22 protein-coding genes are annotated in these 26,807 nt (G+C 37.8%); 15 read left to right on the top strand and 7 right to left on the bottom strand.

All coding sequences use genetic code 11. From position 1 onward, the window contains the following. Positions 1-9: 9 nt before the first annotated feature. A complete protein-coding gene (locus IGL48_RS01360) occupies positions 10-1,362 on the bottom strand; it encodes an aspartate kinase (RefSeq protein WP_010824365.1) in 1,353 nt (450 codons plus the stop codon). 186 nt (positions 1,363-1,548) lie between these two features. Here IGL48_RS01360 and IGL48_RS01365 point away from each other — a divergent pair, with 186 nt between their 5' ends. From IGL48_RS01365 to IGL48_RS01375, 3 genes are all read left to right on the top strand, one after another. Then, positions 1,549-2,235, top strand: a complete 687-nt coding sequence (locus IGL48_RS01365; protein WP_002355232.1) for an HAD family hydrolase — start codon at positions 1,549-1,551, stop codon at positions 2,233-2,235. Positions 2,236-2,420: 185 nt separating this feature from the next. After that, a complete protein-coding gene (ezrA, locus tag IGL48_RS01370) occupies positions 2,421-4,157 on the top strand; it encodes a septation ring formation regulator EzrA (protein WP_002355233.1) in 1,737 nt (578 codons plus the stop codon). Between the two features lie 126 nt (positions 4,158-4,283). Beyond that, the gene (locus IGL48_RS01375) at positions 4,284-5,429 is read left to right on the top strand and encodes a cysteine desulfurase family protein (protein WP_002355234.1); all 1,146 of its coding nucleotides are present in this window, start codon (positions 4,284-4,286) and stop codon (positions 5,427-5,429) included. 52 nt (positions 5,430-5,481) lie between these two features. Here IGL48_RS01375 and IGL48_RS01380 read toward each other — a convergent pair whose 3' ends face one another. Beyond that, the gene (locus tag IGL48_RS01380; RefSeq protein WP_002355236.1) at positions 5,482-6,174 is read right to left on the bottom strand and encodes a response regulator transcription factor; all 693 of its coding nucleotides are present in this window, start codon (positions 6,172-6,174) and stop codon (positions 5,482-5,484) included. Further along, entirely contained in the window at positions 6,171-7,514 is a 1,344-nt protein-coding gene (locus tag IGL48_RS01385; protein WP_002385380.1) for a sensor histidine kinase, read from the bottom strand. The genes IGL48_RS01380 and IGL48_RS01385 overlap by 4 nt, the downstream gene beginning before the upstream one ends. 323 nt (positions 7,515-7,837) lie before the next feature. Here IGL48_RS01385 and IGL48_RS01390 point away from each other — a divergent pair, with 323 nt between their 5' ends. The 5 genes from IGL48_RS01390 (at position 7,838) to IGL48_RS01410 (ending at position 13,467) form a co-directional block, all read left to right on the top strand. After that, on the top strand, positions 7,838-8,815 hold the full coding sequence (locus IGL48_RS01390; RefSeq protein WP_002358366.1) for a DUF4822 domain-containing protein: 978 nt from the start codon (positions 7,838-7,840) through the stop codon (positions 8,813-8,815). Between the two features lie 184 nt (positions 8,816-8,999). Continuing rightward, positions 9,000-9,965, top strand: coding sequence for a DUF4822 domain-containing protein (locus tag IGL48_RS01395; protein WP_010824367.1), 966 nt, complete (start codon positions 9,000-9,002; stop codon positions 9,963-9,965). 219 nt (positions 9,966-10,184) lie between these two features. Beyond that, positions 10,185-11,228 (top strand): DUF4822 domain-containing protein, encoded by a 1,044-nt coding sequence (locus IGL48_RS01400; protein ID WP_010824368.1) that lies wholly within the window; start codon positions 10,185-10,187, stop codon positions 11,226-11,228. Between the two features lie 172 nt (positions 11,229-11,400). Beyond that, positions 11,401-12,204 carry an ankyrin repeat domain-containing protein gene (locus tag IGL48_RS01405; protein ID WP_010824369.1) on the top strand — a complete coding sequence of 268 codons (804 nt, stop codon included), beginning with the start codon at positions 11,401-11,403 and terminating at the stop codon, positions 12,202-12,204. A 51-nt stretch (positions 12,205-12,255) separates the two neighbouring features. Next, a complete protein-coding gene (locus IGL48_RS01410) occupies positions 12,256-13,467 on the top strand; it encodes an amidohydrolase family protein (protein ID WP_002392486.1) in 1,212 nt (403 codons plus the stop codon). 109 nt (positions 13,468-13,576) lie between these two features. Here the strand turns inward: IGL48_RS01410 and IGL48_RS01415 are convergent, their stop codons facing one another. The 4 genes from IGL48_RS01415 to IGL48_RS01430 all read right to left on the bottom strand — a co-directional run bounded on the left by IGL48_RS01415 (position 13,577) and on the right by IGL48_RS01430 (position 16,712). After that, positions 13,577-13,996, bottom strand: a complete 420-nt coding sequence (locus tag IGL48_RS01415; RefSeq protein ID WP_010824370.1) for a type II toxin-antitoxin system death-on-curing family toxin — start codon at positions 13,994-13,996, stop codon at positions 13,577-13,579. Next, positions 13,993-14,232, bottom strand: a complete 240-nt coding sequence (locus IGL48_RS01420; protein WP_002358371.1) for an AbrB/MazE/SpoVT family DNA-binding domain-containing protein — start codon at positions 14,230-14,232, stop codon at positions 13,993-13,995. The genes IGL48_RS01415 and IGL48_RS01420 overlap by 4 nt, the downstream gene beginning before the upstream one ends. A 100-nt stretch (positions 14,233-14,332) precedes the next feature. Then, positions 14,333-15,145 (bottom strand): alpha/beta hydrolase, encoded by an 813-nt coding sequence (locus IGL48_RS01425; RefSeq protein ID WP_010824371.1) that lies wholly within the window; start codon positions 15,143-15,145, stop codon positions 14,333-14,335. Beyond that, a complete protein-coding gene (locus IGL48_RS01430; protein ID WP_010824372.1) occupies positions 15,120-16,712 on the bottom strand; it encodes a PucR family transcriptional regulator in 1,593 nt (530 codons plus the stop codon). The genes IGL48_RS01425 and IGL48_RS01430 overlap by 26 nt, the downstream gene beginning before the upstream one ends. A gap of 122 nt (positions 16,713-16,834) precedes the next feature. On the opposite strand from IGL48_RS01430, the gene fdrA reads away from it, so the two are divergent. From fdrA to IGL48_RS01465, 7 genes are all read left to right on the top strand, one after another. Continuing rightward, positions 16,835-19,846: a DUF1116 domain-containing protein gene (fdrA, locus tag IGL48_RS01435; protein WP_002355249.1), complete on the top strand. Its 3,012-nt coding sequence runs from the start codon at positions 16,835-16,837 to the stop codon at positions 19,844-19,846. Further along, positions 19,839-20,672: a DUF2877 domain-containing protein gene (locus tag IGL48_RS01440; protein ID WP_002355250.1), complete on the top strand. Its 834-nt coding sequence runs from the start codon at positions 19,839-19,841 to the stop codon at positions 20,670-20,672. The genes fdrA and IGL48_RS01440 overlap by 8 nt, the downstream gene beginning before the upstream one ends. Before the next feature lie 9 nt (positions 20,673-20,681). Next, positions 20,682-21,935, top strand: coding sequence for an MFS transporter (locus IGL48_RS01445; RefSeq protein WP_002355251.1), 1,254 nt, complete (start codon positions 20,682-20,684; stop codon positions 21,933-21,935). A gap of 134 nt (positions 21,936-22,069) precedes the next feature. After that, positions 22,070-23,008: a carbamate kinase gene (arcC, locus tag IGL48_RS01450; RefSeq protein WP_002355252.1), complete on the top strand. Its 939-nt coding sequence runs from the start codon at positions 22,070-22,072 to the stop codon at positions 23,006-23,008. 6 nt (positions 23,009-23,014) lie between these two features. Beyond that, positions 23,015-24,235, top strand: coding sequence for a dicarboxylate/amino acid:cation symporter (locus tag IGL48_RS01455; protein WP_010824373.1), 1,221 nt, complete (start codon positions 23,015-23,017; stop codon positions 24,233-24,235). 89 nt (positions 24,236-24,324) lie between these two features. Continuing rightward, entirely contained in the window at positions 24,325-25,386 is a 1,062-nt protein-coding gene (gene allD / locus IGL48_RS01460) for an ureidoglycolate dehydrogenase (RefSeq protein ID WP_002413499.1), read from the top strand. Continuing rightward, the gene (locus IGL48_RS01465) at positions 25,386-26,807 is read left to right on the top strand and encodes a hypothetical protein (RefSeq protein WP_002389832.1); all 1,422 of its coding nucleotides are present in this window, start codon (positions 25,386-25,388) and stop codon (positions 26,805-26,807) included. The genes allD and IGL48_RS01465 overlap by 1 nt, the downstream gene beginning before the upstream one ends.

Here is a 26,807-nt window from a genome sequence, read left to right on the forward strand (position 1 = left end):
TCTTTTTTATTAATCATGGAAGAACGTCCGATATAAGGCTTTGATGGCTTTTTCCTCTTGCTCTTTTTTGATACCAAACATAATACTTACTTCCGAAGATCCTTGGTTAATCATTTCTAAGTTGATTTTTTCTTTGGCTAACGCCATTGTACTTTCAGCAGTAACCCCAATTCGTTGGCGCATGCCTTCCCCGACAATCATAATCATGGAAAGGTGATGCGTGATGCGTAACTCATCAGGCGCTAAAACTTCTTGGAGTTGAGCCATCAGTCTATTTTCAATTTCAGCTGTTAACTGGTCTTCTCTTAAAACAATTGTGATGTCATCAATTCCTGAGGGCATATGCTCATAGCTTAAGGCTAATTTTTCTAGTACTTCTAAAAGCCGTCGCCCAAAACCTAACTCTCTATTCATTAAATACTTACTAATGTAAATACTTGCGAACCCTTGATCACTAGCAATTCCTACAACAGGGGCATGCTTCACTTTGCGAGAAGTGGTAATTAGGGTGCCAGGATGATGTGGGTTGTTAGTATTTTTGATAACGACTGGAATATTTGCGCGATAGGCAGGCATTAAAGCTTCGTCGTGGAGGACGGCAAATCCTGCATAAGCTAACTCCCGCATTTCTCTGTAGGTCAATTCTTGAATCGTTTGAGGCTGTTCAATAATTCCAGGATGGGCGACATAAATTCCGTCCACATCGGTAAAGTTTTCATACAAATCTGCTTGAACACCTGCGGCAACAATGGACCCTGTGATATCGGAACCGCCACGAGAAAAAGTACAAATTTCGCCGGCTTCTGTATAACCAAAGAAACCTGGAATAACCAAGATTTGTTGAGTCTCACGATAGGCACTAATTTTCTCTAAAGCTTTTGGTAAAATGCGGGCATTGCCTGGCTCAGGTGTCACTAGGAGACCTAATTCTTTTGGACTAATGTAGCGAGCATCTAAGCCATTCTGATTGAAAAAACTGGCAACAACTTTTGCATTATTGTCCTCGCCGCTAGCTAAAAAATAGTCAAATAAAAAAGCATTGTTTTCTTTTGGTAAAGTGGCTAATTGGCGAATCGAAATAGCAATATCAGCTAAAACTGCTTTATCCAAGTGTAATTCATCAAAAAGATCTTCATAACGACGAATGATGGCAGAGATTGTCGATTCAATTTCCTCATTATTTAAGTAGCGCTGATAGTATTGAATCAATAAATCAGTCACTTTAATATCTTGCGGGGTTCGCTTTCCAGGAGCGGATACAACGACAAACGTTCGGCGCGGCTCTTCCTTGACGATTTGTAAGACTTTCTGTAACTGTGGTGCTGATGCTAGCGAGCTACCGCCGAATTTAACTACGTTCACGTTTATCACTCCTGTTTTTAATTATTTTCTCATTTGTAGATTAGTAAAAGGATACCGAAAAACATTTAGAAAAGCAACCACTTATTTTCAGAAAGTTAGGAAATCATGAAAATATTTGTTCTTCATTTTTCCTTAAAATTTTGTTAAACTGTAAAGATATGAGTCGTAACGAAGGAGTTAAATAGTATGACAGAATCCAAAACTGCCATTATTTTTGATATGGACGGTGTCCTAGTAGATAGCGAAGCTTATTATTATGAGCGACGTAAAGCATTTTTAGCGGAATTTGATTTGACCATTGAGGGCCTAACCTTGCCAGAATTAGTCGGTGCGGATATGCGTTCATTATGGCAAAAGATTGAACAAGTCAACAAAAAAGAGCTAGATATTGCTTTTTTAAATGAACAATACATAGCCTATAAAAAAGCGCATCCGATAGATTATTTAGCTGTGCTTGATGAAAATGCGAAACGTGTTTTACAATTTTTAAAAAGACAAGGCTATAAAATCGGATTAGCTTCTTCTTCCACAAAAGACGCAATTGAAGAGGTTTTGACAGTGGGGCAATTAAGTAGTTATTTTGATGCGGTCGTGAGTGGGGAAGATTTCGAAGAAAGTAAACCGGCGCCGGATATTTATCTGCACACGTTACAAGAATTAGCTGTTGCGCCACAGGAATGTATAGCCATTGAAGATTCAGAAAAAGGCATTGCTTCTGCCAAAGAAGCTGGGCTAGAAGTTTGGGCGATGCGCGATGAACACTTTGGGATGGATCAAAGTCAAGCGGATGCCTTCTTAACACAACTAAGTGATATTTGTAAAAAAATTAGTGAAAATCGGATCGATGAAAGCAGTGAATCAACCCCTTCGTAAGAAGATCGCGGGTTTTCTTAAAAAAGTTTGTTATAACTAGTGAATGAATATACAGTTTGTGCTATAATTTTCTATAGGTATTTCTGCAAGAATGCCCTTTTTCAAGGGTCAGGAACAATAGATAACCGTGTGAAGAGAACAAACAACCTTTCTTTTATTATAGAAAAATTATCGGAGGAGCCAAAATGAAGAATAATTGGATTATCATTTTAGTACTAGTAATCGTTATTATTGCTGCGGTGCTATACTTAATTGGTTATTTTATGCGCAAAAAAAATCAAGAACAATTAGATGAATTAGAAGTTCGTAAAGAAGCCCTGTTTGACTTGCCAGTCTTTGAAGAAATCGATGACATTAAAAAAATGCATCTAGTTGGACAGAGTCAAAATAGTTTCCGTGAATGGAATCAACGTTGGGTAGAACTATCGACGCGTTCTTTCGCCGAACTAGAGAGTCAAATTTATGAAGTCGAAAATCAAAATGAAATTTTCCGTTTCATGAAAGCGAAGAAAGCAGTCGTGGAAGCGAATGAAACGATGACCGAAATGGAAGCCGAAGTGGAAGTCATTCGTAATGGCTTGAAAGAATTACGTGAAAGTGAAGAGCGCAATTCATTGGAAGTTCAAAAAGCTTTGGATGTCTATGAAGAATTAAGTAAATCACTAAAAGATGATAAAGCTAGCTTTGGTCCAGCTTACTCCGAAATCCAAAAACAATTAAGAAACGTCGAAATTGAATTCACACAATTTGTCACACTAAATACATCGGGGGACCCAATCGAGGCTCGAGAAGTCCTAGAAGATGCGGAACGTCATACGTATGAATTGGAAGACTTAATGAAACGGATTCCACCAATGTATGAAGAATTAAATGAAACTTTCCCAGATCAATTAAAAGAAATCGAAGAAGGCTACAACCAATTATTAGCTGACGATTACGTGTTCCCTGAACAAAACTTTGCTGAAGAAATTCAACATGCGAAAAAACGTGTCGAGAATTCAATGGCTGATTTAGAGAAAACAGAGATTGCCGCAGTAGAGGTCGCAAATCGCGACACAGCAACGGCGATTGATGCATTATATGAAGTGATGGAACGTGAGATTGAAGCGAAGAAATATGTCGTGACCAATCAAAAAATTATTGACGATTATATTTCTCATTCCTTAAAAAATAACCGTCAATTAATGATTGAATTGGACCATGTATCACAAAGCTATACCTTAAACAACAACGAGCTAGGACGTAGTCGTGGTTTTCAAACGGAAATTGAAGAAATTATTCGCCGTCAAAAAGATTTGGAACCTCGAATGAAAGAACATACCGTTCCTTACTCTGAAATTCAAGCGTTCTATAAAGAATGCTATAAGATTTTAGATGATATTGAAAATCAACAATTAGAAATTGATGCTTCATTGAAAGAACTAAGAAAAGGCGAAAAAGTCGCTCAAGAAAAAGTCGACGAATACGAATTCCGTTTACGGAGTATCAAACGATATGTTGAAAAGCAACGATTACCAGGTTTGTCTGCTGATTACTTAGAATTTTTCTATGTGGCAACGGATCGAATTGAAGATTTAAGCCGAGCCTTAAATAAAATGCGCATTAACATGGATGAAATCAATCGTTTGTGTGACTTATGCGAAGATGATTTAGAGTTATTAGATAAGAAAACAAAAGATTTAGTCAATGCAGCAGCTCTGACAGAACAAATGATGCAATATGCAAACCGCTATCGTCATACTCACGAGAACATCCGAGCGGCTTTAGATAAAAGCATGTATTTATTCTCGACAGAATTCCGTTATCAAGATGCATTAGATGAAATTGGAACGGCATTGGAAGCTGTTGAGCCAGGGGCGTTCAAACGAATCGAAGATTTTTATTTTAAAAATATCAATAACCCTAATTTAACAGCAATTTAATTAAACAATCACTAAACAGAGGTTTGTCGACAGACAAGCCTCTGTTTTTTATGGCGTGGTGGTGACTTGAAGTGATACTTTAGAAAGTATATAATGGGAAAGAATTTTAAAAAAGAAGGGTGACAAATGATTTATTTTGATAATAGTGCAACTACACCGATTTACCCCCAGGCTTTAGATACATATGTAAAAACCAGTCAGCGGATTATTGGCAATCCGTCTAGTCTGCATGACTTAGGCAACCAAGCGAATCGGCTCTTACAACAAGCACGGAAGCAGATTGCGGAGCTAATCAATGTTTCAGCAAATGAAATCTATTTTACAAGTGGCGGAACTGAAGGAGATAACTGGGTTTTAAAAGGAACGGCAATCGAAAAACGAGAATTTGGTAATCATATTATTATTTCTGCAGTGGAACATCCAGCAGTTACAGAAACAGCGGAACAATTAGTCGAACTAGGTTTTGAACTTTCTTATGCGCCAGTGGATAAAGAAGGTCGTGTGAAAGTCGAGGAATTACAGAAATTAATTAGAAAAGAAACGATTTTGGTTTCTGTTATGGCAGTCAACAATGAAGTGGGAACGATTCAACCAATTAAAGAAATCAGCGAGGTTTTAGCGGAGTTTCCTAAAATTCATTTTCATGTAGACGCGGTTCAAGCAATTGGGAAAGTTAATTACTCAGAGTGGTTAACGGATCGGGTGGATTTTGCAACGTTTTCTGCACATAAATTTCATGGACCACGAGGCATTGGTTTTATGTATTGGAAACAAGGAAAACGTTTAGCGCCGCTTTTAACAGGAGGCGGGCAAGAAAACAACCAACGCAGTGGGACAGAAAACGTACCAGCAATTGTGGCAATGGCCAAAGCGTTACGCTTGCATTTAGAGAACGAACAACAACGGCCGCAACATGTGGCGACATTACGGAGTTATTTATTAAAGGCGCTAGAAGAATTTCAAAATGTGACTGTTTTTTCACAAGATAATGAACATTTTGCGCCACACATTTTATGTTTTGCTTTGAAAGGGATTCGCGGCGAAGTGCTAGTCCATGCATTGGAAGAAAAACAGATTTATATTTCGACTACGAGTGCTTGTTCTAGCCGAAAAAAAATGGCTAGTAGCACCTTGTATGCCATGCATGTGCCTGGGGAATTGGCGACTTCCGCTGTGCGCATTAGTTTAGATGAAAGCAATACAATGGCAGAAATTGAACAATTTATGATTGTTTTCAACCAACTTTATCAAAAATTTTCTCGTGTAAATTAATAAAAAAATAAGTCGGAGCCTAGAAATAGGCTCCGACTTATTTTTGCTCTCTTTATCGATTGAAGCGGTAGCCACTTCCCCAGAGTGTTTCAATTGGAGAGTCAGAAAGATTGGCTTTTTTTAATTTTTCCCGAATCCGTTTAATGTGAACAACGACAGTCGAAACCTCAGTATCTAAGGCATCAAATCCCCAGACACTTTCAAAAAGTTCTTCTTTATTCCACACGCGATTAGGATGTTCCATCAAGAAAACCAACAATTTGTATTCTTTGCTTGTAAAAATAACTTCATTTTCTAAAACAAACACTTTGTGGGCGGCAGTGTCGACAGCGATTTCATTGATTTTTAGTAATTGTGGTGGTTGTTCTGCTTTGCTTAGCAATTGATAACGGTTCATATGGGCTTTTGCTCGAGCGACTAATTCATTGGGACTAAACGGCTTGATTATATAATCATCAGCACCTAAGCCAAGCCCACGAATTTTATCAATATCTTCTTTTTTAGCCGAAACAATCATGATCGGCGTTTGCTTTTTTTTTCGAATTGCACGACAGATTTCAAAACCATCCATAGTTGGCAGCATCACATCTAAAATAATTAAATCAAAGGGCTCATTTAAAGCTGCTTCCAATCCTTTTTTTCCATCATGTTCAATTGTGACAGTCATATCGTTAATTTCTAAATAATCTTTTTGCAAATCAGCAATGCTTGGATCATCTTCAATAATTAATACATGTGGTTTCATTTTTCATCCTCCAACAACGGCAGCGTAATTATCACGTTGGTGCCGTCTCCTTTTTTACTTGTGACAGTGATTGTTCCCTGATGATAGTCAATAATTTGTTTGACAATACTTAATCCCAAGCCGCTTCCTTTAACTGTTGGGGTTCGAGATTTGTCTACACGATAGAAGCGTTCGAATAAATAAGGTAATTCTTTTTTATCGATACCAATGCCGTTATCTGTAATGGTTAAAACTAAGTCTGTTTGATTATGCGTTAAAGAAATCGTAAAGGCTAGTTGTTCTTTAGTGGGATCCGCAAATTTAATGCTATTTTGAATTAGATTGGTAATCACGCGATTCATCTGCGTGGGATCCATTTGAACGTATAAAGCTTCGGTGGGAAGTACAGAAGTGATCACGAGTTCTTGTTCCAAACGGTATTCTTCAAGAATATGTGCAATAAAACGAGTGAAATTGGTCTTTTCCATTGTAAAGACAGCACGGTCTAGGTCTAATTTAGAATACAAAAATAATTCTTCAATTAAATCATTGAGGCCTAAACTTTTTTCATGAATGACCGTTAAATAGCGCTGTTTTTTTTCTTCAGTATTGGCAACGCCATCCATCAAACCTTCAACGTAACCAATGATAGAAGTAATTGGTGTTTTTAAGTCATGAGAAATATTTGCAATTAATTCTTTCCGATTAGCTTCATATTTTTCGCGTTCCGCATTGGCTTCTTCTAAATCTTGCCACATTTGTTCAAAACTAAGTTGGAGCTGTTTGACTTCTGTTGAGACGGTTTGGTGGCTAGTTGGTGTAAATGGATTTTCTTTTTGGGCATCCTTACCCAATGTTTTAGTCGCTTTTTCTAATGCTTCTAATGGCTCGATAGTGGTTTTGGTTAAGCGCTTATTAATGAGCCAAGCTGCCGCAATTGCTACAAGGATAATTAACAAAATCATCCAGATAATCCAGCGTGTGAAGAATTCAAAAAGGCTGCTTTCGCGTTTCAAGACAATAAAGCTCCCGTTAGAACCATCTAAATAATGAAAATCGGATTTGACATAATGATATAGACGCCCTGCATTATCCAGTGTGCCAGTTGGCATAATATTATTCATTTCGTAGTTTGGAATATGTACAGACAAAGATTTTTCTACTAAATTATCCGAATAATAAGGAAACCGTGCATTCTTTCGAATAATCACACTTAATCCTTTTGCCTCAATTGTTTGAATCGTTTCCTTTAATTCTTTACTCAAAGGTGTATCTAGTAATTTCGGTGACTTTTTTAACAGTTGATCTAAGGCCAAATAACTTTCTTCTTCGTTAGCGGTCAATGGTCGTTGCTTATTCATCATTCGGTAAGCTTGGGGCAAACTGGGGACAGTTCCTAATGTGATGTAAGAAGCTAAGGATAAAACAGCTAAAACAGAGGCTAAAGTAATAATGATGGCACTAATATAAGAAATAAAAAAGCGGCGTTTAATGGTCAAAAGCGTCCCTCCTAGTGGTTTTAATCTATTTCTTACTTATAGTGTATTACAAGTGAACAAAAAAAAGCTAGTATTGTTATTAACTTTTTTTCATTTGTTTATAATTTGTTCATTTTTCGGCAAGTAGGAGTTTATAAGGCTTTGCTATTCTAAATATATCAAAAAGAAAAAGGGGATTACCAACCATGAAAAAGAAAAAAGTTTTTAGTGCGCTTACCTTATTAACCTTTAGTACGTTGTTGATTGCAGGCTGTGCTGGCGGAGCCAACTCTGCAACAGATAAATCAAGTGCAGCTAGCTCAAGCACTGCAGTCTCTAGTTCAGCAGAAGCAGCTAAAGAGCAATCAAAAGGACAAGAATTAACAGAAATTTTATCCAGTACTGATTGGCAAGGCACAAAAGTTTACGACAAAAATAATAATGATTTAACAGCAGAAAATGCTAATTTTATTGGTTTAGCAAAATATGATGGTGAAACAGGTTTTTATGAATTTTTCGACAAAGAAACAGGTGAAACCCGTGGCGATGAAGGCACATTCTTTGTGACAGATGATGGCGAAAAGCGTATCTTAATTTCGGATACACAAAACTATCAAGCAGTGGTTGATTTAACGGAAGTAACGAAAGATAAATTTACCTATAAGCGAATGGGTAAAGATAAAGACGGGAAAGATGTAGAAGTCTTTGTAGAACATATCCCTTATTCTGACGAGAAATTAACCTTTACGAACGGCCGTAAAGATTTAGAAACAGAAACTGGCAAGATTGTTACCAGTGAACCTGGGGATGACATTTTAGGGGCTACATTATGGAATGGCACGAAAGTTTTAGATGAAGACGGTAACGATGTTACTGAAGCAAATAAAATGTTTATTAGTTTAGCGAAATTTGATAATAAAACAAGTAAATATGAATTCTTTGATTTAGAAACGGGTAAAACACGTGGAGATTTTGGTTACTTCCAAGTAATTGATAATAACAAAATCCGTGCTCACGTTTCAATTGGTGACAATAAATATGGAGCTGCATTAGAATTAACAGAATTAAATGATAAACGTTTTACGTATACACGAATGGGTAAAGACAACAATGGTAAAGAAATTAAAGTCTTTGTGGAACATGAACCATATGAAGGAGACTTTACGCCAGACTTCACGTTCTAATTAGTCAATCACGAGTGGATGAAGCGGTCAAAAGGAAGTAAAGGATTCTTTTGACCGCTTCATTTTTAACAAAAAAATAGTTTATAGTTGTTTTTAATCGTTTATAAATTGTTCATTTTTCTGACAGTGGTAGTTTAGAATCGTTTGTTAAGATAGGTTTATCAAAGAAAAGGAGCGATGCTTTATGAAAAAGAAAGTATTAAGTTCGATTACTTTAGTAACATTAAGTACGTTACTTATAGCAGGTTATGCAAGTCCAGCATTTGCAGGTCATGCAACCAATCCAAATAGTGCTACGGCAAATTTAGGCAAACATCAAAACAATGGCCAAACAAGAGGCGACAAGGCGACTAAGATTTTATCTGGCACGGACTGGCAAGGAACCCGAGTTTATGATGCTGCTGGTAATGATTTAACGGCAGAAAATGCTAATTTTATTGGTTTAGCAAAATATGATGGTGAAACCGGTTTTTACGAGTTTTTCGACAAAAATACTGGGGAAACCCGTGGTGACGAAGGAACATTTTTTGTGACAGGTGATGGCACAAAACGAATTTTAATTTCGCGGACACAAAATTATCAAGCCGTAGTGGATTTAACCGAAGTGAGTAAAGACAAATTTACTTACAAACGTTTAGGGAAAGATAAACTGGGGAATGATGTTGAAGTTTACGTGGAACACATTCCTTATCATGGGAAAAAATTAGCTTTTACAAATGGACGTGAAGCATTAACCAATCAAACTGGCAAAATTGTGACAAATAAATCAGGGGATAAAATTTTAGGAACAACCTTGTGGAATGGCACAAAAGTCGTAGATAAAAACGGTAATGATGTGACAGCGGCCAATCAAAATTTCATTAGTTTAGCGAAATTTGATCCAAACACAAGTAAATATGAATTTTTCAATTTACAAACAGGTGAAACCCGCGGCGACTTTGGGTACTTCCAAGTGGTGGACAATAACAAGATTCGGGCCCATGTATCTATAGGGACGAATCGTTACGGCGCGGCGCTAGAATTAACGGAACTAAACAATGATCGATTTACGTATACTCGAATGGGTAAAGATAATGCTGGTAATGATATTCAAGTGTTTGTAGAACATGAACCTTACCAAGGCACATATCATCCAGCCTTTACTTTCTAAAAGTCTCTTGTCTTCTCTCTCATTTAACAAAAGAACGTCCCCCAACGTTCTTTTGTTTTCTTCTCTTCTATAAATAAATTGTTATTAGTTACAATTAAATATTATTATTAAGATAATTATAATAATTATTATTTAATAATTTGTTCATATTATGGACAGGTGGAGTTAATAACTACTTGCTATCCTTAAATTATCAAGAGGGAAAGGGAGTAGTAGCTTATGAAGAAAAAAATCGTTGGTACAATTACATTGTTGGCTTTAAGTGCGTTATTAGTTGGTGGAGCAGGAGGGGCTTTGACGGCAGAAGCATACGTTCCTCAAAGCGTAGACAATCCCAATAATTTAGGGAATTTACCTGAGTATTTACGCTCGGTTGGTATTCGGCAAGATGAAGGATTATCAGAAAAAGATTGGGCTGGAACACGCGTTTATGATCGAAATGGGAATGACTTAACCGCTGAAAATCAGGATTTATTACATGCAATTAAGTTTGATGCAACCACTAGTTTCTATGAATTTTTTGATAAAGAGACTGGAGAATCAACAGGAGATGAAGGAACCTTCTTTATGACTGCTGGTATTACAGATGTTTCTCGTCTGGTACTTATCTCGGAAACGAAAAATTATCAAGGTGTATACCCACTTAGAACTTTATACCAAGATACTTTTACGTATAGACAGATGGGGAAAGATAAAAACGGAAATGATATTGAAGTTTTCGTAGAAAACAAAGCAACCTCAGGACCAGTTTATGGTCGTCCGCAGCCATACCCCAATAATCGTCCCAGAACACTAGAATTCACGAATGGACGCCGTGCCATGACAGAACAAACAGGCCAGATTGATGTAAATCGACAAGGGGATGAAATTATTGGTAAAACTTCCTTTGATGGGACACCGCAACTTCTTTGGAATGGCACAAAAGTAGTGGATAAAGATGGCAATGACGTAACTTCGGCCAACCAAAACTTTATCAGCTTAGCGAAATTTGACCAAGATAGCAGCAAATATGAATTTTTCAATTTACAAACTGGTGAAACTCGTGGCGACTATGGCTACTTTAAAGTAGGAAATCAAAATAAATTCCGTGCCCATGTTTCGATTGGAACCAATCGCTATGGTGCTGTCTTAGAATTAACAGAATTGAATGATAATCGTTTTACGTACACACGAATGGGTAAAGATAACGAAGGAAACGATATCCAAGTCTATGTGGAACATGAACCATACCAAGGAACTTTTAATCCTGAATTTACCTTTTAAGAACAAAACATACGAATGGAAACCAAAAAAAGTTTCGACTTCTTTTGGTTTCTCTCTTTTTAAAATAGAAAACAGAGAAAGCGTTTTAATCGACAAATAAAAAAAGATTCGTTAGATTAGAACCACTGGAGAAAAATCTCATATTTCTCTCGAGGAAAGGAAGTTGAGCACAATGAACAAAAAAATTTTAATGGGGCTATTAAGTGTCGTGACCATTCCATTACTTGCTGCGTGTCAAGGAGGAGAAACACCCTCCGCAGCGTCAAAAAATAGTCAAACGGTGACTACTCAAAGTAGTGCAAAAACTGAAAGCACCAGTACAACCCGTTCGGTGGCTCAAACAACATCAAAAGAGGAAGTGAAAGAACCGATGAAGACCTATGAAGTGGGTGCGCTTTTAGAAGCAGCTAATCAACGAGATACGAAGAAGGTCAAGGAAATTTTACAAAATACTACTTATCAAGTGGATGAAGTCGACACAGAAGGCAACACACCGCTCAATATCGCTGTGCACAATAATGACATTGAGATTGCAAAAGCGTTGATTGATCGGGGTGCCGATATTAATCTGCAAAATAGCATTAGTGATAGTCCCTATCTTTATGCGGGAGCGCAAGGACGTACGGAGATTTTAGCGTATATGTTAAAAAATGCGACCCCAGATTTAAATAAGCATAACCGTTACGGTGGCAATGCGTTAATTCCGGCAGCTGAAAAAGGACATATTGACAATGTGAAGCTCTTGTTAGAAGATGGACGAGAAGACATAGATTTCCAAAATGACTTTGGCTATACAGCGTTGATTGAGGCAGTGGGGTTACGTGAAGGGAACCAACTTTACCAAGATATTGTAAAATTGTTAATGGAAAATGGTGCGGATCAATCCATTAAAGACAATTCTGGTCGAACAGCAATGGACTATGCCAAGCAAAAAGGTTATACGGAAATTAGTAAAATTTTAGCACAGTACAACTAAGTATTGTGTCCTTTCGGGAAGGAATAAATACAGGTAGGAGTGAAGGAAAGCATGAATTATTGGTTAAAAAATGTTCGAATTGAAACAGGGTATCAAAAAGAAGGTGACTGGTTATCTGGGACAGTAACCAAAGAAGTGGCAATTGAAGTAACAGATGGAGTATTTACGAAAATCATCCCCAATGAAGAATTGGTAGAAGAACCTGGGTTGACAATTATTGATGGTCACCATCAATTGATTTTACCAGGTTTGATTGAAAAACATTGTCACTTTGATAAAAGTAAACTAGGCGTTCCGTGGTATCCAGTGACGCCAGCGAAGTCAATTGTGGAACGTGTCGAAGCAGAAATTCCTTATTTAGATAGTTTAGAACTTTCTTTAACTGAACGCGCCAACCATTTAATCGACTTAGAATTACCACATGGCGCGACAGCTTTCAGAACACATGTCGACGTGGAACCGATGACAGACTTACGTTATTTTGATGAAGTCCAAGCGTTGGCCCAAACGAAACCATTTGCGGTAGAAATTGTCGTCTTTCCACAGCACGGCTTACTGCGTTCAGATTCCGTTGAATTAGTTGATCAAGCATTGGCAAAAGGCGCCGATTTTATTGGTGGCGTGGATCCTTATTCACTAGATGGTGATTACAAAAAATCATTGGCTGAAACATTCCGCTTAGCAGATAAACATGGTGTCGGTGTGGATATTCATTTACATGACCGTCACGAAGCTGGGACAACAACGATTAAAGAAATTATCCGTTTAACTAAAGAATATGGCCTACAAGACAAAGTATTTATCAGCCATGCCTTCGGGTTAAATGATTTCATTGGTGAAGAACGTGACGAAGTTTATGATGCTTTAGCAGCAGAAAAAATTCATATTAATTCCAGCGTGCCAATCACACCTAATACGATTCCGCCAATTATGGAATTGTTACGTCATGGAGTCAATGTTCATCTTGGTTGTGACAATATCTACGATTGCTGGTCTCCCTATGGTGATGGTTCATTACAAGAAAAATTGGCTCGTTTAGGTGAACTTTTTAATGTGAAAGATCAAGATGCTTTAACCCAATTATTGGGCTTAGTGACAGATGGTGTCACAACTTTAGACGAACAAGGGCAAGCAAATTGGCCGCAAGTTGGTGCTGAAGCAACTTACTTACTCACTGAAGCAGAATGTGCGGCGGCTTTTGTCGCTCGTCAGACACCGGTGGAAATCAGTGTGGTAAAAGGAACCACACTTTATCAAAAATAACAAAAAGAAGCGAGATTTCTCGCTTCTTTTTTTGTTATTAAATTTATTTGGATTAGACGCTTAATTTTACAATTGAAAACGACATCCATCTTATATTTCCTTGATGAAATTAGTGAGAAGAAGTATGATTTAATTTAGCTCTGATTACTTTTGATACATCGTTTTTCAACTGATCAAAATCTGATCTATAAGTAGCAATAAAAACCAATAAATCAACGCCTTCTTGCGTATCTAATTGGAAATCATAACCGTTTAATTGTAAAAATAAGTCGGTTGCCATTACAGCTGTCCGTTTATTTGCATTGTAAAAACAATGCTTTGTTGCAATGTTAATCATTAAAATAGCTGCTTTTTCTTCAATTGTTGGGTACAGGTCAACGTCAAAGACGAATTGTGCTGGTTGGTTGCTAGCCATTTCTAATGCATTACGATCTTTGATGCCAATTTGTTCTGCGGGAGAATACGTTTGGATCAAGAAAGTATTAATTTGAAATAGATCATCCGCTGATAAATAATAAATACTTTTCATTTAGTAACCAATTCTTTGTACAGCTCATTATGTTTTTGTTTTGAGTTCTCCATCATTTGTTGTAATTTTTTTTGATGTTCTGACATATTTTTTTTAACAATAATATCTTTTAATTTTTCTTCGTCTACATAAACGGTGTCTGTCGCAGTAGCACCAATGCTTTCTAGAAACTCTTTTGACAATGTCATAACAACAGAATTCCCAACTTTTCTAAGTTTTCTTTCTTTGATTTCCACTAGTAACCCACCTTTCGTATATATTGTATATACAGTATATCATGGATCATAAAAAAGTTTCTATCACAAGTCTAATACTTTAATAAAATTTCTTGATTGCTTATCGTTCCTTCATCCAGATATCCAATTGCTCAAATAAAGTGATGACCGAAGGATCTTTGGTTTGTTTTAAAAAATCATGTTCTAAATAGTAAACCGCTTTAAAGGTACTCTCAGGAATGGTCCGTCCGATTTTTTTGCTATAGCGGAACGGCACTTCTTCGTCTGAGCTGCTAGCTGTACTGAAACAAGGTGGAAAAGTTTTTAATGTTTCGTCTGACAGTGCGTAAGCAGACCAGTCCCCATTTTCTGGTAAGCCGTAAAAGTGCGGCAATAGCGCTTGCTGAATACTGTAATGATACAGCAGATAGCGAGAAAGAAAAGGATCATCCCAAACAGGCTTCGTTTGGTCGATAGCAGCTATTTCTTTAGCGGAAATGGCTTGCTTTAATAATTTCCGTGGCTCTTTAATAAATTCTAAATCTGTATAGCCGTAAAAATTGACTAAAAATTGTGGCGTCAAATTTAATGTTTGTAATTGTTTGGTTAACTGTAACATTAAATAACCGCCAGCGGAACGTCCGCACAAACCAAAGGGCTGGTTTTGAATAATCGCTTCGTTTAGCAATTGGAAGGTTTCTGTTAGTGTCCCTAAGATGTGATCGATTTTTGTATTTGGAGCCAACAAATAGTCCAGTGCTAAAACGGTATAGCCATTGCTTGTAAACAGATCCTTCAGTTCTTCTGGTAAATCACTTTTGGTTCCATAAATCATCCCGCCACCGTGTAAATAGACGACATAGTTCGTTGATTCAGTCGTAGCGGGGTAGATAGTAACTGTTGCGCCATTAGCGAGTGTTTGATTGTTTTTCAAGTGCACGTCTCCTCATCTTTATAATGTATGTGGCAATTTCATAATTTAACAATTGCAAGGGATTGGCTAAGTCAATATCAAGAAGTTGTTCCACTTTGTTTAAACGATAACGAATCGTTTTTGAATGAAGGAACATCGCTTCAGCGGTCTGTTTATAGTTGCGATTATTTTGGAAAAAACTGTACAAGGTTTCAAACAAATCGTAGTTATTTTCGGCTAATTGATAAAGTGCGCGAGGAATTAATTCGTCTAAATTTTCCAATTGGTCTTCGCGGATAAAATTTTTAAATACCCCGATATCGGCTAAGGTGACAATTGGTCCGTTATAAAAAGTTTCATTAAAGCGCAGAATGTCCAGGCATTCAATCAGTAGCTCTTTAATCCCTTCTCGTGATTTTAAACTGCTGACGGCAACGGTAAGCGTGTCGTTTTCTTCTAAAAGTTCAGCTAATAAACGACTTAATTGCAGCTTTGTAATTTTTCCATCACTTTCATTGAAGTTAAAAAGGACCGCCGAATAATTTAGCTGATCGAAGAAGATGGATTTCACACGCAGGGTACGAAGTAAGGCAATAATTCGTTCTTTCATGAGTTGTGTATTGGTGTCTTTGGTAGAAAAAGCAATCGCTTGGTAAGAATCTAGCTCTTGCATTTGCACTTCACGAAGCAAACTGTTTAGCTCGTCAGGATTTTGCGGTGTATTTTGTAAAATAGCATCCGCTAAGTTGTTCAAACGAGTATACCGTTCTTTTTTTAACAAATTTTCGGTATTGAATTTTTCTTGTAAGACATCAATCGCATTTTCGATAATCACTAAATCCGTTTCTTTAACCTTTTCATCTTGTAAATAAACCAGAAGTAAACAATTAGTGGAATAACTATTGAAAATAGAAACTTCTAGTGCCAACTGTTTTTTGGGGTTGGCATGAGAGTAAAGTGTTAAAAGAGAGTAATCGTTTTTAGTGAATTCACTGTTTTTTAGTTTTTCTCTTGAGAGCACAATCGCATCATGGGGTAAGTCACCATCGCTAATTTCCAGATGTTTATCCAACATTTTTAAAGCGAAGGGTAATTTAATGATGTCATAAAATTCTTGCATAATCGTCTCAACCGTTGGGTAGTGACGCTCTAATTTGGTGAAACGTTGGCGCACATCGTAATACGTACGTAAGACATGCGACTGATAATTCAACAAAGGCTCGTAAATCGTAAACAGAATTTTTTCATAGCTAATGTCTTGTGTGATTTTAATTAAAGGAATTTCATAATTGAAACATAATTCGATAAACCACTCTGGAATCATTTTAATGAATCGATCTGTTTTCAAAATTAAGCCGCTGATGCCAATTCGGCGCATCTTTACGAAAAAATTTTCCAACTCTTTTTCTGGTAAATCATGCAATGCGTAGAAAGAAGTCAAAATTAACTGATTCTTTCTACTCCAGTTCTCGATATCAATCGCTTCTAAGACCATTGCCGAGTCAACTTCATTGTCTAAACCAATCTCTTTCGTCAAAATTTTACCTTTTTTTAAGTCACCTATCGATAATAACTCTCTTAATTTCATCGTTTTCTCCTTTTTTCCTCTTATGGATAAAAATTATACCATTTTTTTAGAATTATGTCCGATGAAAACACTTTCTCGTTTCGATACAATAGCATTGTAAGGAATAGATAGGAGGATGAACAATGTTACACACAGTAATTTTGAAAAACAATTACCAAGACTCCATCAACTTAATGTTATTGACCAATAAAATCAATGCATTAGATGGTGTAACCATGAGTCAAATCATGATGGGAACAGATGCCAACAAAGACATCCTTAACAACACGAACTTGTTAACGGATGAGGCCAATAGTGCATCTGCAAACGACATGATGATTGTGGTTGACAGTGAAAAAGAAAACATCATGGAAGAAGTTATGCCAGCGATTGATGAATTCTTAGATGATTTATCAGCAAAGGGAACTAGTGAAGAAGCACAAGCAGCAACTTCTTGGTCAGAAGCGTTTGATCTTTTACCAGAGGCGAATGTAGCGCTATTCAGTATTCCTGGTGAATATGGTGCGCCAGAAATGGAACGTGCCTTAAAAAATGATTTACACGTGTTCTCTTTCACGGATAATGTGTCAATTGAAGATGAAGTACGTTTGAAAAAATTAGCGCATGAAAAAGGCTTATTAATGATGGGCCCTGACTGTGGAACTGGTATTATCTCAAGTATCCCAATTGCCTTTACAAATGTTGTTTCTCCAGGAAACATTGGCGTTGTTGGTGCTTCAGGAACAGGGATTCAAGAAGTTACAACGATTATTGACCGCTTAGGTGGCGGAGTTGTTCACGCCATTGGAACTGGTGGTCGTGACTTAAGCGACAAAGTAGGCGCTATCACTGTGAAAGATGCTATTGTGGCCTTAGAAAATCACGAACCAACCGATGTGATTACAGTCATCTCTAAACCACCTGCAAAAGAAGTTCGTGATGAAGTGGTTGAATTATTACAAAGTATTTCAAAACCAGTCGTTGCGATTTTCTTAGGAGAAAAACCAACAAGTCACGAAGGCAAAGTTTATCTAGCTCATACATTAGAAGAAACAGCTAAAATTGCTGTTGATTTAGCAAATGATGTGGCCGTGAAGAAAAATTACTTTGAAGCATTAGCAAAACCAGCTGTACCAACATTACCAGAAGATAAAGTTGTAAAAGGCTTATATTCAGGTGGTACATTAGCTTCTGAAGCGGGTATGTTAATTTCTGAAGCTTTAGATCTTGGCGGTTTAGTGAAAGCAGAAGGTTATGTCTTGAAATCTCACGGTTATGAAGTCATTGACTTAGGCGATGATATGTATACACAAGGTCGTCCGCACCCAATGATTGACCCAGATGTTCGTATCGAAAAAATTCGTGAATACGCACAAGATGAAAAAACTGGGATTATCTTATTCGATGTGGTGTTAGGCTACGGTGCTCATGAAGACATGGTTGGTGCATTGTTACCAGCAATTGAAGAAGCGCGTGCCACAGCCAAAGAAGCCGGACGTGATCTTTACTTTGTTGCAACTGTTTGTGGGACGACGAAAGATCCGCAAAATTACCAATCGTCGGTTGATCGTTTGAAAGAAGGCGGCGTTTTAGTTGCAGAAAGCAATGCTAAAGCTGTTCAATTAGCCTTATTACTAAAAGGAATCGAAATTTCAGAAGACGATAAAGAAGTGGTTGCTTACAACGGACCAACTGTCGATGTACCAAAACCAGGCGAAAAAGTAATGGAACTATTAACAACCAAACCAAGAATCATTAACGTTGGGTTGCAAAGCTTTACAGAATCAATCGTTGATTACGGTGGCGAAACTGTTCAATTTAACTGGCGTCCGCGTGCCAACGGCAATAAAAAAATGATTAAAATTTTGGATGCTTTGGAAGATTACAGTGAACAAATCGAAGCTGAAAATCACAAAGTAACAGACAAAATTAAAAATGCACAACCATTCTTAGTAGATGTGGTACCTGCGAAATCAGTGATTCCAGAATTAAATGATGACGCACAAAAAACATTACTTCATGCTGGACCACCAATCCAATGGTCTGAAATGACTGGACCAATGAAAGGTGCTTGTATCGGAGCTGCATTATTCGAACGTTGGGCAGACAATGAAGAAGATGCTTTGAAGATTTTTGAAGCTGGCGAAGTACGTTTCATTCCTTGTCACCATGTGAAAGCAGTTGGACCAATGGGCGGTATTACTTCTGGTAATATGCCAGTCTTTGTTGTAGAAAATCGTTTAGAAGGTAACGAAGCATACTGTATCTTGAATGAAGGTATCGGTAAAGTATTGCGTTTTGGTGCTTATTCACAAGAAGTGGTTGACCGTTTAGATTGGATTAAAGATGTTTTAGGACCAACGATTGCGAAAGCTTTGAAACTTTCTGAAGAAGGCTTGAACTTAAACGTATTGATTGCGCGCTCTATTACAATGGGTGACGAGTTCCACCAAAGAAATATTGCCGCATCTTTGAACTTCTTAAAAGAATTGTCTCCATTAATTATCAAAACAGATATTCCAGAAGATCAAAAATACGAAGTAATCAAATTCTTAGCTGACACAGATCAATTCTTCTTAAATGTCATGATGGCAACTGGAAAAGCAATTGTTGATGGTGCCCGTAAAGATACCAACGGAACGATTGTCACAACGATGACTCGTAACGGCGTGAACTTTGGGGTCCGGATTGCAGAAACAGGCGATCAATGGCATACCGCACCAGTAAATACACCAAAAGGTCTTTACTTCACTGGTTTCAGTGAAGAAGACGGAAATCCTGATGTCGGGGATAGTGCAATTACTGAAACAGTAGGCGTTGGAGCAATGGCTATGGTAGCTGCACCTGGCGTAACACGGTTTGTTGGTGCAGGTGGCTTTGAAGATGCGTTAGCAACCTCAAATGAAATGGCAAAAATCTGTGAAGGACACAACCCAACATTCTCAATTCCAACTTGGGATTTCCAAGGAACTTGTTTAGGAATTGATATCCGTAAAGTGGTGGAATTAGGAATTACACCAATTATCAATACAGGGATTGCACATAAAAATGCCGGTGTTGGACAAATTGGTGCAGGGACAGTTAGAGCACCTCTAGGCTGTTTTGAAAAAGCCCTAGAAGCGTATGCTGAGAAACTAGGCATTACGGTTGAATAACCAACTAGTCATTAGTGACTACATTTTTCCTATCCACCAATATGGCAAGATGGGAACCATTCACAGTGTTTTTGAACGTTCATTTAATCTGAAAGTCCAGGATCAATTAATCAATGTTGCAAACTTCCATAATTATTTATCAAGCTTTGGTATGTTTTTGCCAGATCAATTGTTTCAAGAAATCTTTCCGTATGTACAACAAGGTAATAAAGTCAAAATCACAGAAAATCAGTTGACCTTTTACAGTACAGTCGGCGTGAAAACGATCCAACTCACACCTGCCGAGGTCGTTTCTTTAAACATTACTCATTTCAAGTTAGAAAAAGACCAATTACGCTTGTTGCGAGACCGCTTATTAGCGAGAAACTTAGAACGTAGAATTGGCCTGCCTTTAGACGAACGAGCAAAGCATATTTTCAAAAAAATGAGCCAAAAACAAAAAGTTTGGACACTATCGGAATGGCAAGAAGTAACGAATTATCTGATTGGTCGGGGCAAAGGGTTAACCCCGAGTGGTGATGACATTTTAGTGGCGTATCAAACAATTCTGTTCATACTTGCTGATGAAAGAGCTGCGGCGTTAGCCGCTACTCTTTCGGCAGCAAATTTATCCACAACAGATGTTAGTAAAGGCTATATTGCAAGCTCGGCTAAAGGATATGTAAATTCATTGTTGTATCAGTTACTCTTGGATTTGGAGAACCATCGGGATAATAGAGTTGACGAAAATATTGACAGAATTATACAAATCGGACATTCCTCTGGTAAAGATATGTCATTTGGAATGTTACTAGCTTTACAATCTGTAGAGTTAGATGAGAAGTGAGGAGAAGACATGGAGAATAGTAAAAAAAATCAAGCAGTGCAAGTGAGCAATAGTTACTGGATTAAAGTCGTAGCCATTTTCTTCGTAGGCTGGATTTTAATGTACGCAACACGAACTATTTTTAATCCAGTGATGGGGGTCATTGGAGAACAATTTGGTCTAAGTAACACACAACTTGGTTTAGCCAATAGTATCTTCTTTCTAACCTATGCTGTTGCACAGATTCCTTTTGGGATGATTGGCGATAAAATTGGGCGGAAATTAGTCATTGCTGTTGGGTTTATCGTTCTTGCTATTTCTACTTATTTTAGTGGATTAGCGACAACCTTTGTTATGTTTTTAGTCATTCGTGCAATTGCTGGTATTGGTCAAGGAGCTTACTATGGCCCACAATATGCGCTATCGACAGAAGCGATTCCAGCAAGTAAACGGACCATCGGTAATGCCATCATCAATAGTGGGATGGCCTTCGGTACATCAGGTGGGTACCTACTTTCAAGTAAGTTGGTTTTAGAAAATGGTGAACATTGGAGCAAACCATTCTTTATCATGGCGATTCCAACGTTTATCGTAGGAATTCTTTTCTATACAATTTTGAAAGAAAAAGTGATTCGTCCTGGTGAAGAAGCCGCACGAGCAGCTGCTGAAGAAGGACCGCAAGAAAAGATCTCATTAAAAGAAATTTTCTCAAATCGTAATTTATTAGCCGCATTTATTTTATGTTTCACAAGTATTTATGCAAACTTTGTCATTATTACTTGGTTGCCACAATTTTTAATTGCTGAACGCGGCTTTACAGGAGCGAGCGTTGGTTTCATTTCATCACTTGTACCATGGGCCTCTATTCCAGGCGCCTTAATCTTTGCTCGTTTGAATGATAAAACAGGTGCGACGAAAAAATTAGTCTTTACATTAGTACCTTTAGCAATCCTATCTGTCTTTGCGATTGCTTTTGTAACAAATCGGACATTGTTAATTTCTGTTTTAATTCTTTATGGGTTAACAGGGAAATTAGCGTTAGATCCAATTATGGTGACTTTTGTTACCAAACATGCACCAAAAGCGGCCTTAGGAACAACGTTAAGTGCCTATAATTTTATCGGGATGTCAGGGTCAATCCTAGCACCGTATGTCACAGGATATTTAGCAGATACAGCAGGCTCAATGCAAGTTGGCTTCTATCTTTCTTGTGTACTATTAGTTATTGGTTTACTAGCTTTTGCTTTCTTAGCTAAAGATGAAAGTAAACCGAAATTAGGTTAATTATCCCTTCGATAATGACTGAAACAATCAAAATGAGCAAGACAAAATCTTTCATTTCGTAAACAAATTATTTCTTATCCGTCGATACTGAAAAGATTTTGTCTTTGCTTTACTAAAAAGGAGCGAATCAATCAATGAGTTTAAACGTAATTGCCCTAGGTGGGAATGCTATTTTAGATACGGATCCAACAGATGAAGGCCAAAAAGCCGTCGTTAATCACGCGGCCAAATATATTGCAGAATTTGTTGCTAAAGGGGAACAAGTCATTGTCTGTCACGGAAACGGACCACAAGTAGGGAATTTGCTTTTACAACAAAAAGCAGGCGAAAGTGAAAAAAATCCAGCGTTGAAATTGGATACTTGTGTTGCGATGACACAAGGAAGCATCGGTTACTGGTTACAAAATGCTTTAACTAATGAGTTTGAAAAACGTAACATTGCTAAACCAGTTATCTCTGTAGTTACGCAAGTGCGTGTGGACAAAGAAGATCCTTCGTTTAAAAAACCATCCAAACCAATTGGTCCATTCTATACAAAAGAAGAAGCTGACGCAGAAGCAGCCAAAGATGGCTCTACGTATGTGGAAGATGCTGGCCGTGGCTACCGAAAAGTTGTTCCATCACCAATGCCTAAAGAAATTGTTGAAAAAGAGGCGGTTCGTGCTTTAGTAGAGGCGGACGTTTTAACTATCTGTTCTGGTGGCGGGGGCATTCCGGTCGTAGCAGAAGACGGACAATACGTAGGCGTGGAAGCGGTTAACGACAAAGATTTCTCTGCACGTGTTTTAGCTGAAAACGTTGATGCAGACCGTTTGATTATTTTGACAGGCGTTGATAACATCTACATTAATTACAATCAACCAGATCAAAAAGCATTAGAACAAATCAGTGTAGCCGAAGCAGAAGAATACATTAAAGAAGGTCACTTTGCTGCTGGTAGTATGCTACCAAAAATCGAAGCTGCCTTAGACTTCGTAAAAGGTGATGACAAACGGAAAGCAATCATTACTTCTATCGAAAACTTAGAAAACATCGATAAAGAAGCAGGAACTGTGATCAGTCAAAAGGGGTAGTTTACCATGAAAAAACCGTCCATGATCACCCAAATTGCAATTGCTGTTGTCGTAGGAATCCTCGTAGGACTCTTGAGTCCTGCTAGCGGCAATTACTTGAAAATAGTTGGAGATGTCTTTTTGCGACTGATGCAAATGGCTATTCCTATCTTGATCTTAGGGCAAATTGTCCAAGCAGTTGGCAGTATTAATCCAAAAGAATTAACGAGCCTTGGGGGTAGAACAATCGCTGTTTTCGGGATTTCCTCCTTAGCTGCCGCTTTATGGGGCGTCCTAATGGCAGTCATTTTTAATCCAGGATACGGTGTTAAAATGACTGGCTTCCAAGATGCTTCTATTAAAGCGCAAGAAATCTCAATTACTGATACGATTTTAAATTTCGTTCCGAAAAATATTTTTGATTCACTGACTCAAGGATCGATTATTCAAATTATTGTCTTTGCATTATTTTTTGGTTTAGCACTGAATAAATACTTACAAAGCCATCCAGAGACACAACTCTTCCAAATAATTGTGGACTTTAATGAAGTTATCATTACAGTCATTCGATACGTCATGTATCTAGCACCTCTGGGGATTTTTGCTTTAATTGCTTCAACAATTAGTCACTTAGGCCTTCAAATTATTTTACCGTTAGTGAAGTATCTATTGGTCTATGGATTAGGAACTATTTTATTTTTGGGCATCTGGATTTTGGTTATCACATTGTACTGTAAAGTAAGTCCACTACGTTTAATTACAAACATGAAAAATATGTCTGTGATGGCCTTGGCGACAACTTCTTCAGCAATTACTTTACCAGTAGCTTTGGAAGAAACAGAAACAAAATTAGGTTTAAGTAAGCGAATTACTAACTTAGTGTTGCCGTTAGGTATGTCATTAAACAGTAACGGTTCAGCGATGCATATGGCTTTTACTGTAATGACTATCGCTCAGATGTATCAGCTAGATTTTGATATTACGAAAATGATTTACTTAGCAATTACAGCAACGTTTGTCTCACTAGCAAACGCAGTTGTTCCCGGTGCGGGCTTAGTCTCACTGGCAGTGATTGTTCCGCAAATGGGTTTACCCATTGAGAGTATTGCAATTTTTGCAGGCGTCGAATGGTTTGTTGGCATGTTACGAACAATTTTAAATGTCAATTCAGATGTTTACTCTGCTATTCTAGTTGCAAAATCAGTGGATGAAATTGACTATACTGTCTTTAACAGTAGCAATAAGTAGTGAAAAAAGGGGAGGAAATGCAAGGACGAAGAAGAAAATCACTTGTTTTCTTTCCCTTTTTTAAGATTAATGATAAAGGAGCAAGCGCAATGGAAGAAATGGTTGTCGTTACACCGGAAAAATTAGAAAAGCTGATGAAACAAAAATTAGAAGCTGCTGGTTTACATTCTGAACATGCCGAAGAAGTTGCTCGACATTTAACTTTTGCAGATGCTAGCGGTATTCATTCACACGGGGCAGTTCGCATGGATTATTATGCGGAACGGATTGCAAAAGGCGGGATCACGATTGACCCCGAATTATCATTTGAAAAAACTGGACCGTCCACTGCCATTTTTCATGGCGATAATGGCGTGGGTCAATTTGTTTGTAACGAAGCATTAGCTGCTGCAGTTGACCTAGCCAAAGAATCAGGGTTAGCATATGTTGGCGTTTCTCAAACGAGTCATAGCGGGACGTTATCGTATTATGTTAAAAAAGCAGCGGAACAAGGCATGGTTGCTCTTTCGATGTGTCAATCTGATCCAATGGTGGTACCGTTTGGTGGTACAAGCAATTATTTTGGAACAAATCCAATTGCTTTTGCAGCACCTAGAGCAGGTCATGAACCAGTCGTGTTTGATATGGCTACGACAGTACAGGCTTGGGGGAAAATTTTAGATGCACGTTCAAGAGATGTTGAAATTCCCGACACGTGGGCAGTAGACGAAAAAGGCCAACCAACGACTGATCCTTATGAAGTACGAGGTTTATTGCCGATTTCAGGACCAAAAGGATATGGACTAATGATGATGGTCGATGTCTTAGCTGGTTCGTTGTTAGGCTTACCTTTTGGCAAACATGTCAGCTCCATGTATGCGGATTTAACGGAGAAACGGAATCTGGGTCAGATGTTTTTAGTCATTGATCCAAGCCGCTTTACAGATTCTGAACGATTTAAAGAAAATATTAATCAAATGGTGGAAGAACTTCATAGTGTGCCTACAGCAGAAGGGTTTCAACAAGTTTACTATCCAGGAGAAATTGGTCAGCTAAACTATCAAAAAGCCATGTCAGAAGGCATTGAAATTCCACAAAGTATTTATGATTATTTAGTTAGTGAGATTGTACATTACGATAAATATGGCGGGCAAGGTGCCTTTGCCAAATAATGAGGAGCGCAGAGAGTATTCGCTACTGCGTTGCTCTCGCCTTCTTTCTATTGGAGGAAAGTAAAATGAAAAAATCGTCAAAAGTAGCACTTATTTTTGCATTCTTAGTTAGTATTTTTGTGCCAGTTGCGGCCTTTGCTGATGAGATTGGGGATGTAGTTGCCCCGACAGGAATCATGGCATTAGTTGTGATTATTCCATTGATTGTTGTTTTGGTTCTATTGTTTATGAAAGTCGATATGATTATCGCTGGTTTAATTGGTGGCGTCTTAGCGATGCTGATTGGTGGCATTGGACTAGAAGAAGCGAATAAACAGATGTTGGAAGCTATCCCGATGATGTTAGGAATTACCGTTCCCATCATTAATTCAGCTGTTGCGATGGCGGTCTTTAAAGCAGGTAGTTATTCAGCTGCATTAACTTTAGCCAAACGAGGCACAAAAGGAAAAGTCGAGTATGTTTCAGCTTTTATTGTTATCTTATTAGCCGCAGCCACATATATGTCAGGAATTGGTGGCGGAAGTGCGATGGTTATTGCGCCATTGGCCTTTGCTGCAGTTGGCGTTGTTCCTGAATTAATTGCAGCAATGTCTTTAGCTGCTGCGGTATCATTTACAACATCACCCGCTTCATTAGAATCAAGTATTGTTTCAAAATTAGGCGATATCAGTGTCGGTTCATATGTTTCAACCATGCGACCTTACTGGTTATTCTTCGTAGCATTAGCGATTGTTTTAGCCTTTTGGGGAACGAAACATAGAAATGTTGGCTTTAAAGAGTCGGCAGATGATGAATTTGATAAAAAGAGCAATGGTGAATTATTTAAAATTACCTTGCCAGCCATTTTCTTATTGTTTGCTGTAATTTTTGGACCAATTGTGAATGATTTAATTGGTTTTGCCTTCTTTACGCCACTTGTATACATGATTTTAACATTAGTTTTAATTTTCTTATGTACAGATTTCTCAATGAACAAATCTGTCGAAGCGATGGTAGATGGGTCTACATATATTTTGACTCGTTTATTCCAAGTAGGGATTTTCTTAGCCTTTATTAATGTTATTGCGGAAACAGGAACGTTTGCTGTCATCGCAGGTGTTGCTGAAAATGCACCAGCCTTTATTGTCGTGCCAGTTGCCATTTTAACAGGGATTTTAATTGGGATTCCAGCTGGGGCCTACGTAGGTTCTGTTTTAACTTTAGTGCTACCAGTTGCTGTATCGTTGAACTTCCCGCCGTTAGCATTAGGTTTTGTAGCAATGGGTGTTGGTTTAGGTAGTCAAATGAGTTTCGTTAATATTACTATGCAAGCTTTATCTTCAGGCTTCCAAATTCCAATTTTGGATGTAGTTAAAGGAAACGTGAAATGGTTAAGTATTGCCTCTGTACTATTATTAGTTATCGGTTTAATCTTTGGATAA

Source organism: Enterococcus sp. DIV1090 (genome assembly GCF_050537975.1).
GTDB classification, from domain to species: Bacteria; Bacillota; Bacilli; order Lactobacillales; family Enterococcaceae; genus Enterococcus; species Enterococcus faecalis.

What these genes read in the sequence shown, in the direction of transcription:
- IGL48_RS01365 (WP_002355232.1), top strand. Translation starts at nt 1,549, where the DNA reads ATGACAGAATCCAAAACTGCCATTATTTTTGATATGGACGGTGTCCTA.
- ezrA (WP_002355233.1), top strand. Translation starts at nt 2,421, where the DNA reads ATGAAGAATAATTGGATTATCATTTTAGTACTAGTAATCGTTATTATT.
- IGL48_RS01375 (WP_002355234.1), top strand. Translation starts at nt 4,284, where the DNA reads ATGATTTATTTTGATAATAGTGCAACTACACCGATTTACCCCCAGGCT.
- IGL48_RS01380 (WP_002355236.1), bottom strand. Translation starts at nt 6,174, where the DNA reads ATGAAACCACATGTATTAATTATTGAAGATGATCCAAGCATTGCTGAT.
- IGL48_RS01385 (WP_002385380.1), bottom strand. Translation starts at nt 7,514, where the DNA reads ATGAATAAGCAACGACCATTGACCGCTAACGAAGAAGAAAGTTATTTG.
- IGL48_RS01390 (WP_002358366.1), top strand. Translation starts at nt 7,838, where the DNA reads ATGAAAAAGAAAAAAGTTTTTAGTGCGCTTACCTTATTAACCTTTAGT.
- IGL48_RS01395 (WP_010824367.1), top strand. Translation starts at nt 9,000, where the DNA reads ATGAAAAAGAAAGTATTAAGTTCGATTACTTTAGTAACATTAAGTACG.
- IGL48_RS01400 (WP_010824368.1), top strand. Translation starts at nt 10,185, where the DNA reads ATGAAGAAAAAAATCGTTGGTACAATTACATTGTTGGCTTTAAGTGCG.
- IGL48_RS01405 (WP_010824369.1), top strand. Translation starts at nt 11,401, where the DNA reads ATGAACAAAAAAATTTTAATGGGGCTATTAAGTGTCGTGACCATTCCA.
- IGL48_RS01410 (WP_002392486.1), top strand. Translation starts at nt 12,256, where the DNA reads ATGAATTATTGGTTAAAAAATGTTCGAATTGAAACAGGGTATCAAAAA.
- IGL48_RS01415 (WP_010824370.1), bottom strand. Translation starts at nt 13,996, where the DNA reads ATGAAAAGTATTTATTATTTATCAGCGGATGATCTATTTCAAATTAAT.
- IGL48_RS01430 (WP_010824372.1), bottom strand. Translation starts at nt 16,712, where the DNA reads ATGAAATTAAGAGAGTTATTATCGATAGGTGACTTAAAAAAAGGTAAA.
- fdrA (WP_002355249.1), top strand. Translation starts at nt 16,835, where the DNA reads ATGTTACACACAGTAATTTTGAAAAACAATTACCAAGACTCCATCAAC.
- IGL48_RS01445 (WP_002355251.1), top strand. Translation starts at nt 20,682, where the DNA reads ATGGAGAATAGTAAAAAAAATCAAGCAGTGCAAGTGAGCAATAGTTAC.
- arcC (WP_002355252.1), top strand. Translation starts at nt 22,070, where the DNA reads ATGAGTTTAAACGTAATTGCCCTAGGTGGGAATGCTATTTTAGATACG.
- IGL48_RS01455 (WP_010824373.1), top strand. Translation starts at nt 23,015, where the DNA reads ATGAAAAAACCGTCCATGATCACCCAAATTGCAATTGCTGTTGTCGTA.
- allD (WP_002413499.1), top strand. Translation starts at nt 24,325, where the DNA reads ATGGAAGAAATGGTTGTCGTTACACCGGAAAAATTAGAAAAGCTGATG.
- IGL48_RS01465 (WP_002389832.1), top strand. Translation starts at nt 25,386, where the DNA reads ATGAGGAGCGCAGAGAGTATTCGCTACTGCGTTGCTCTCGCCTTCTTT.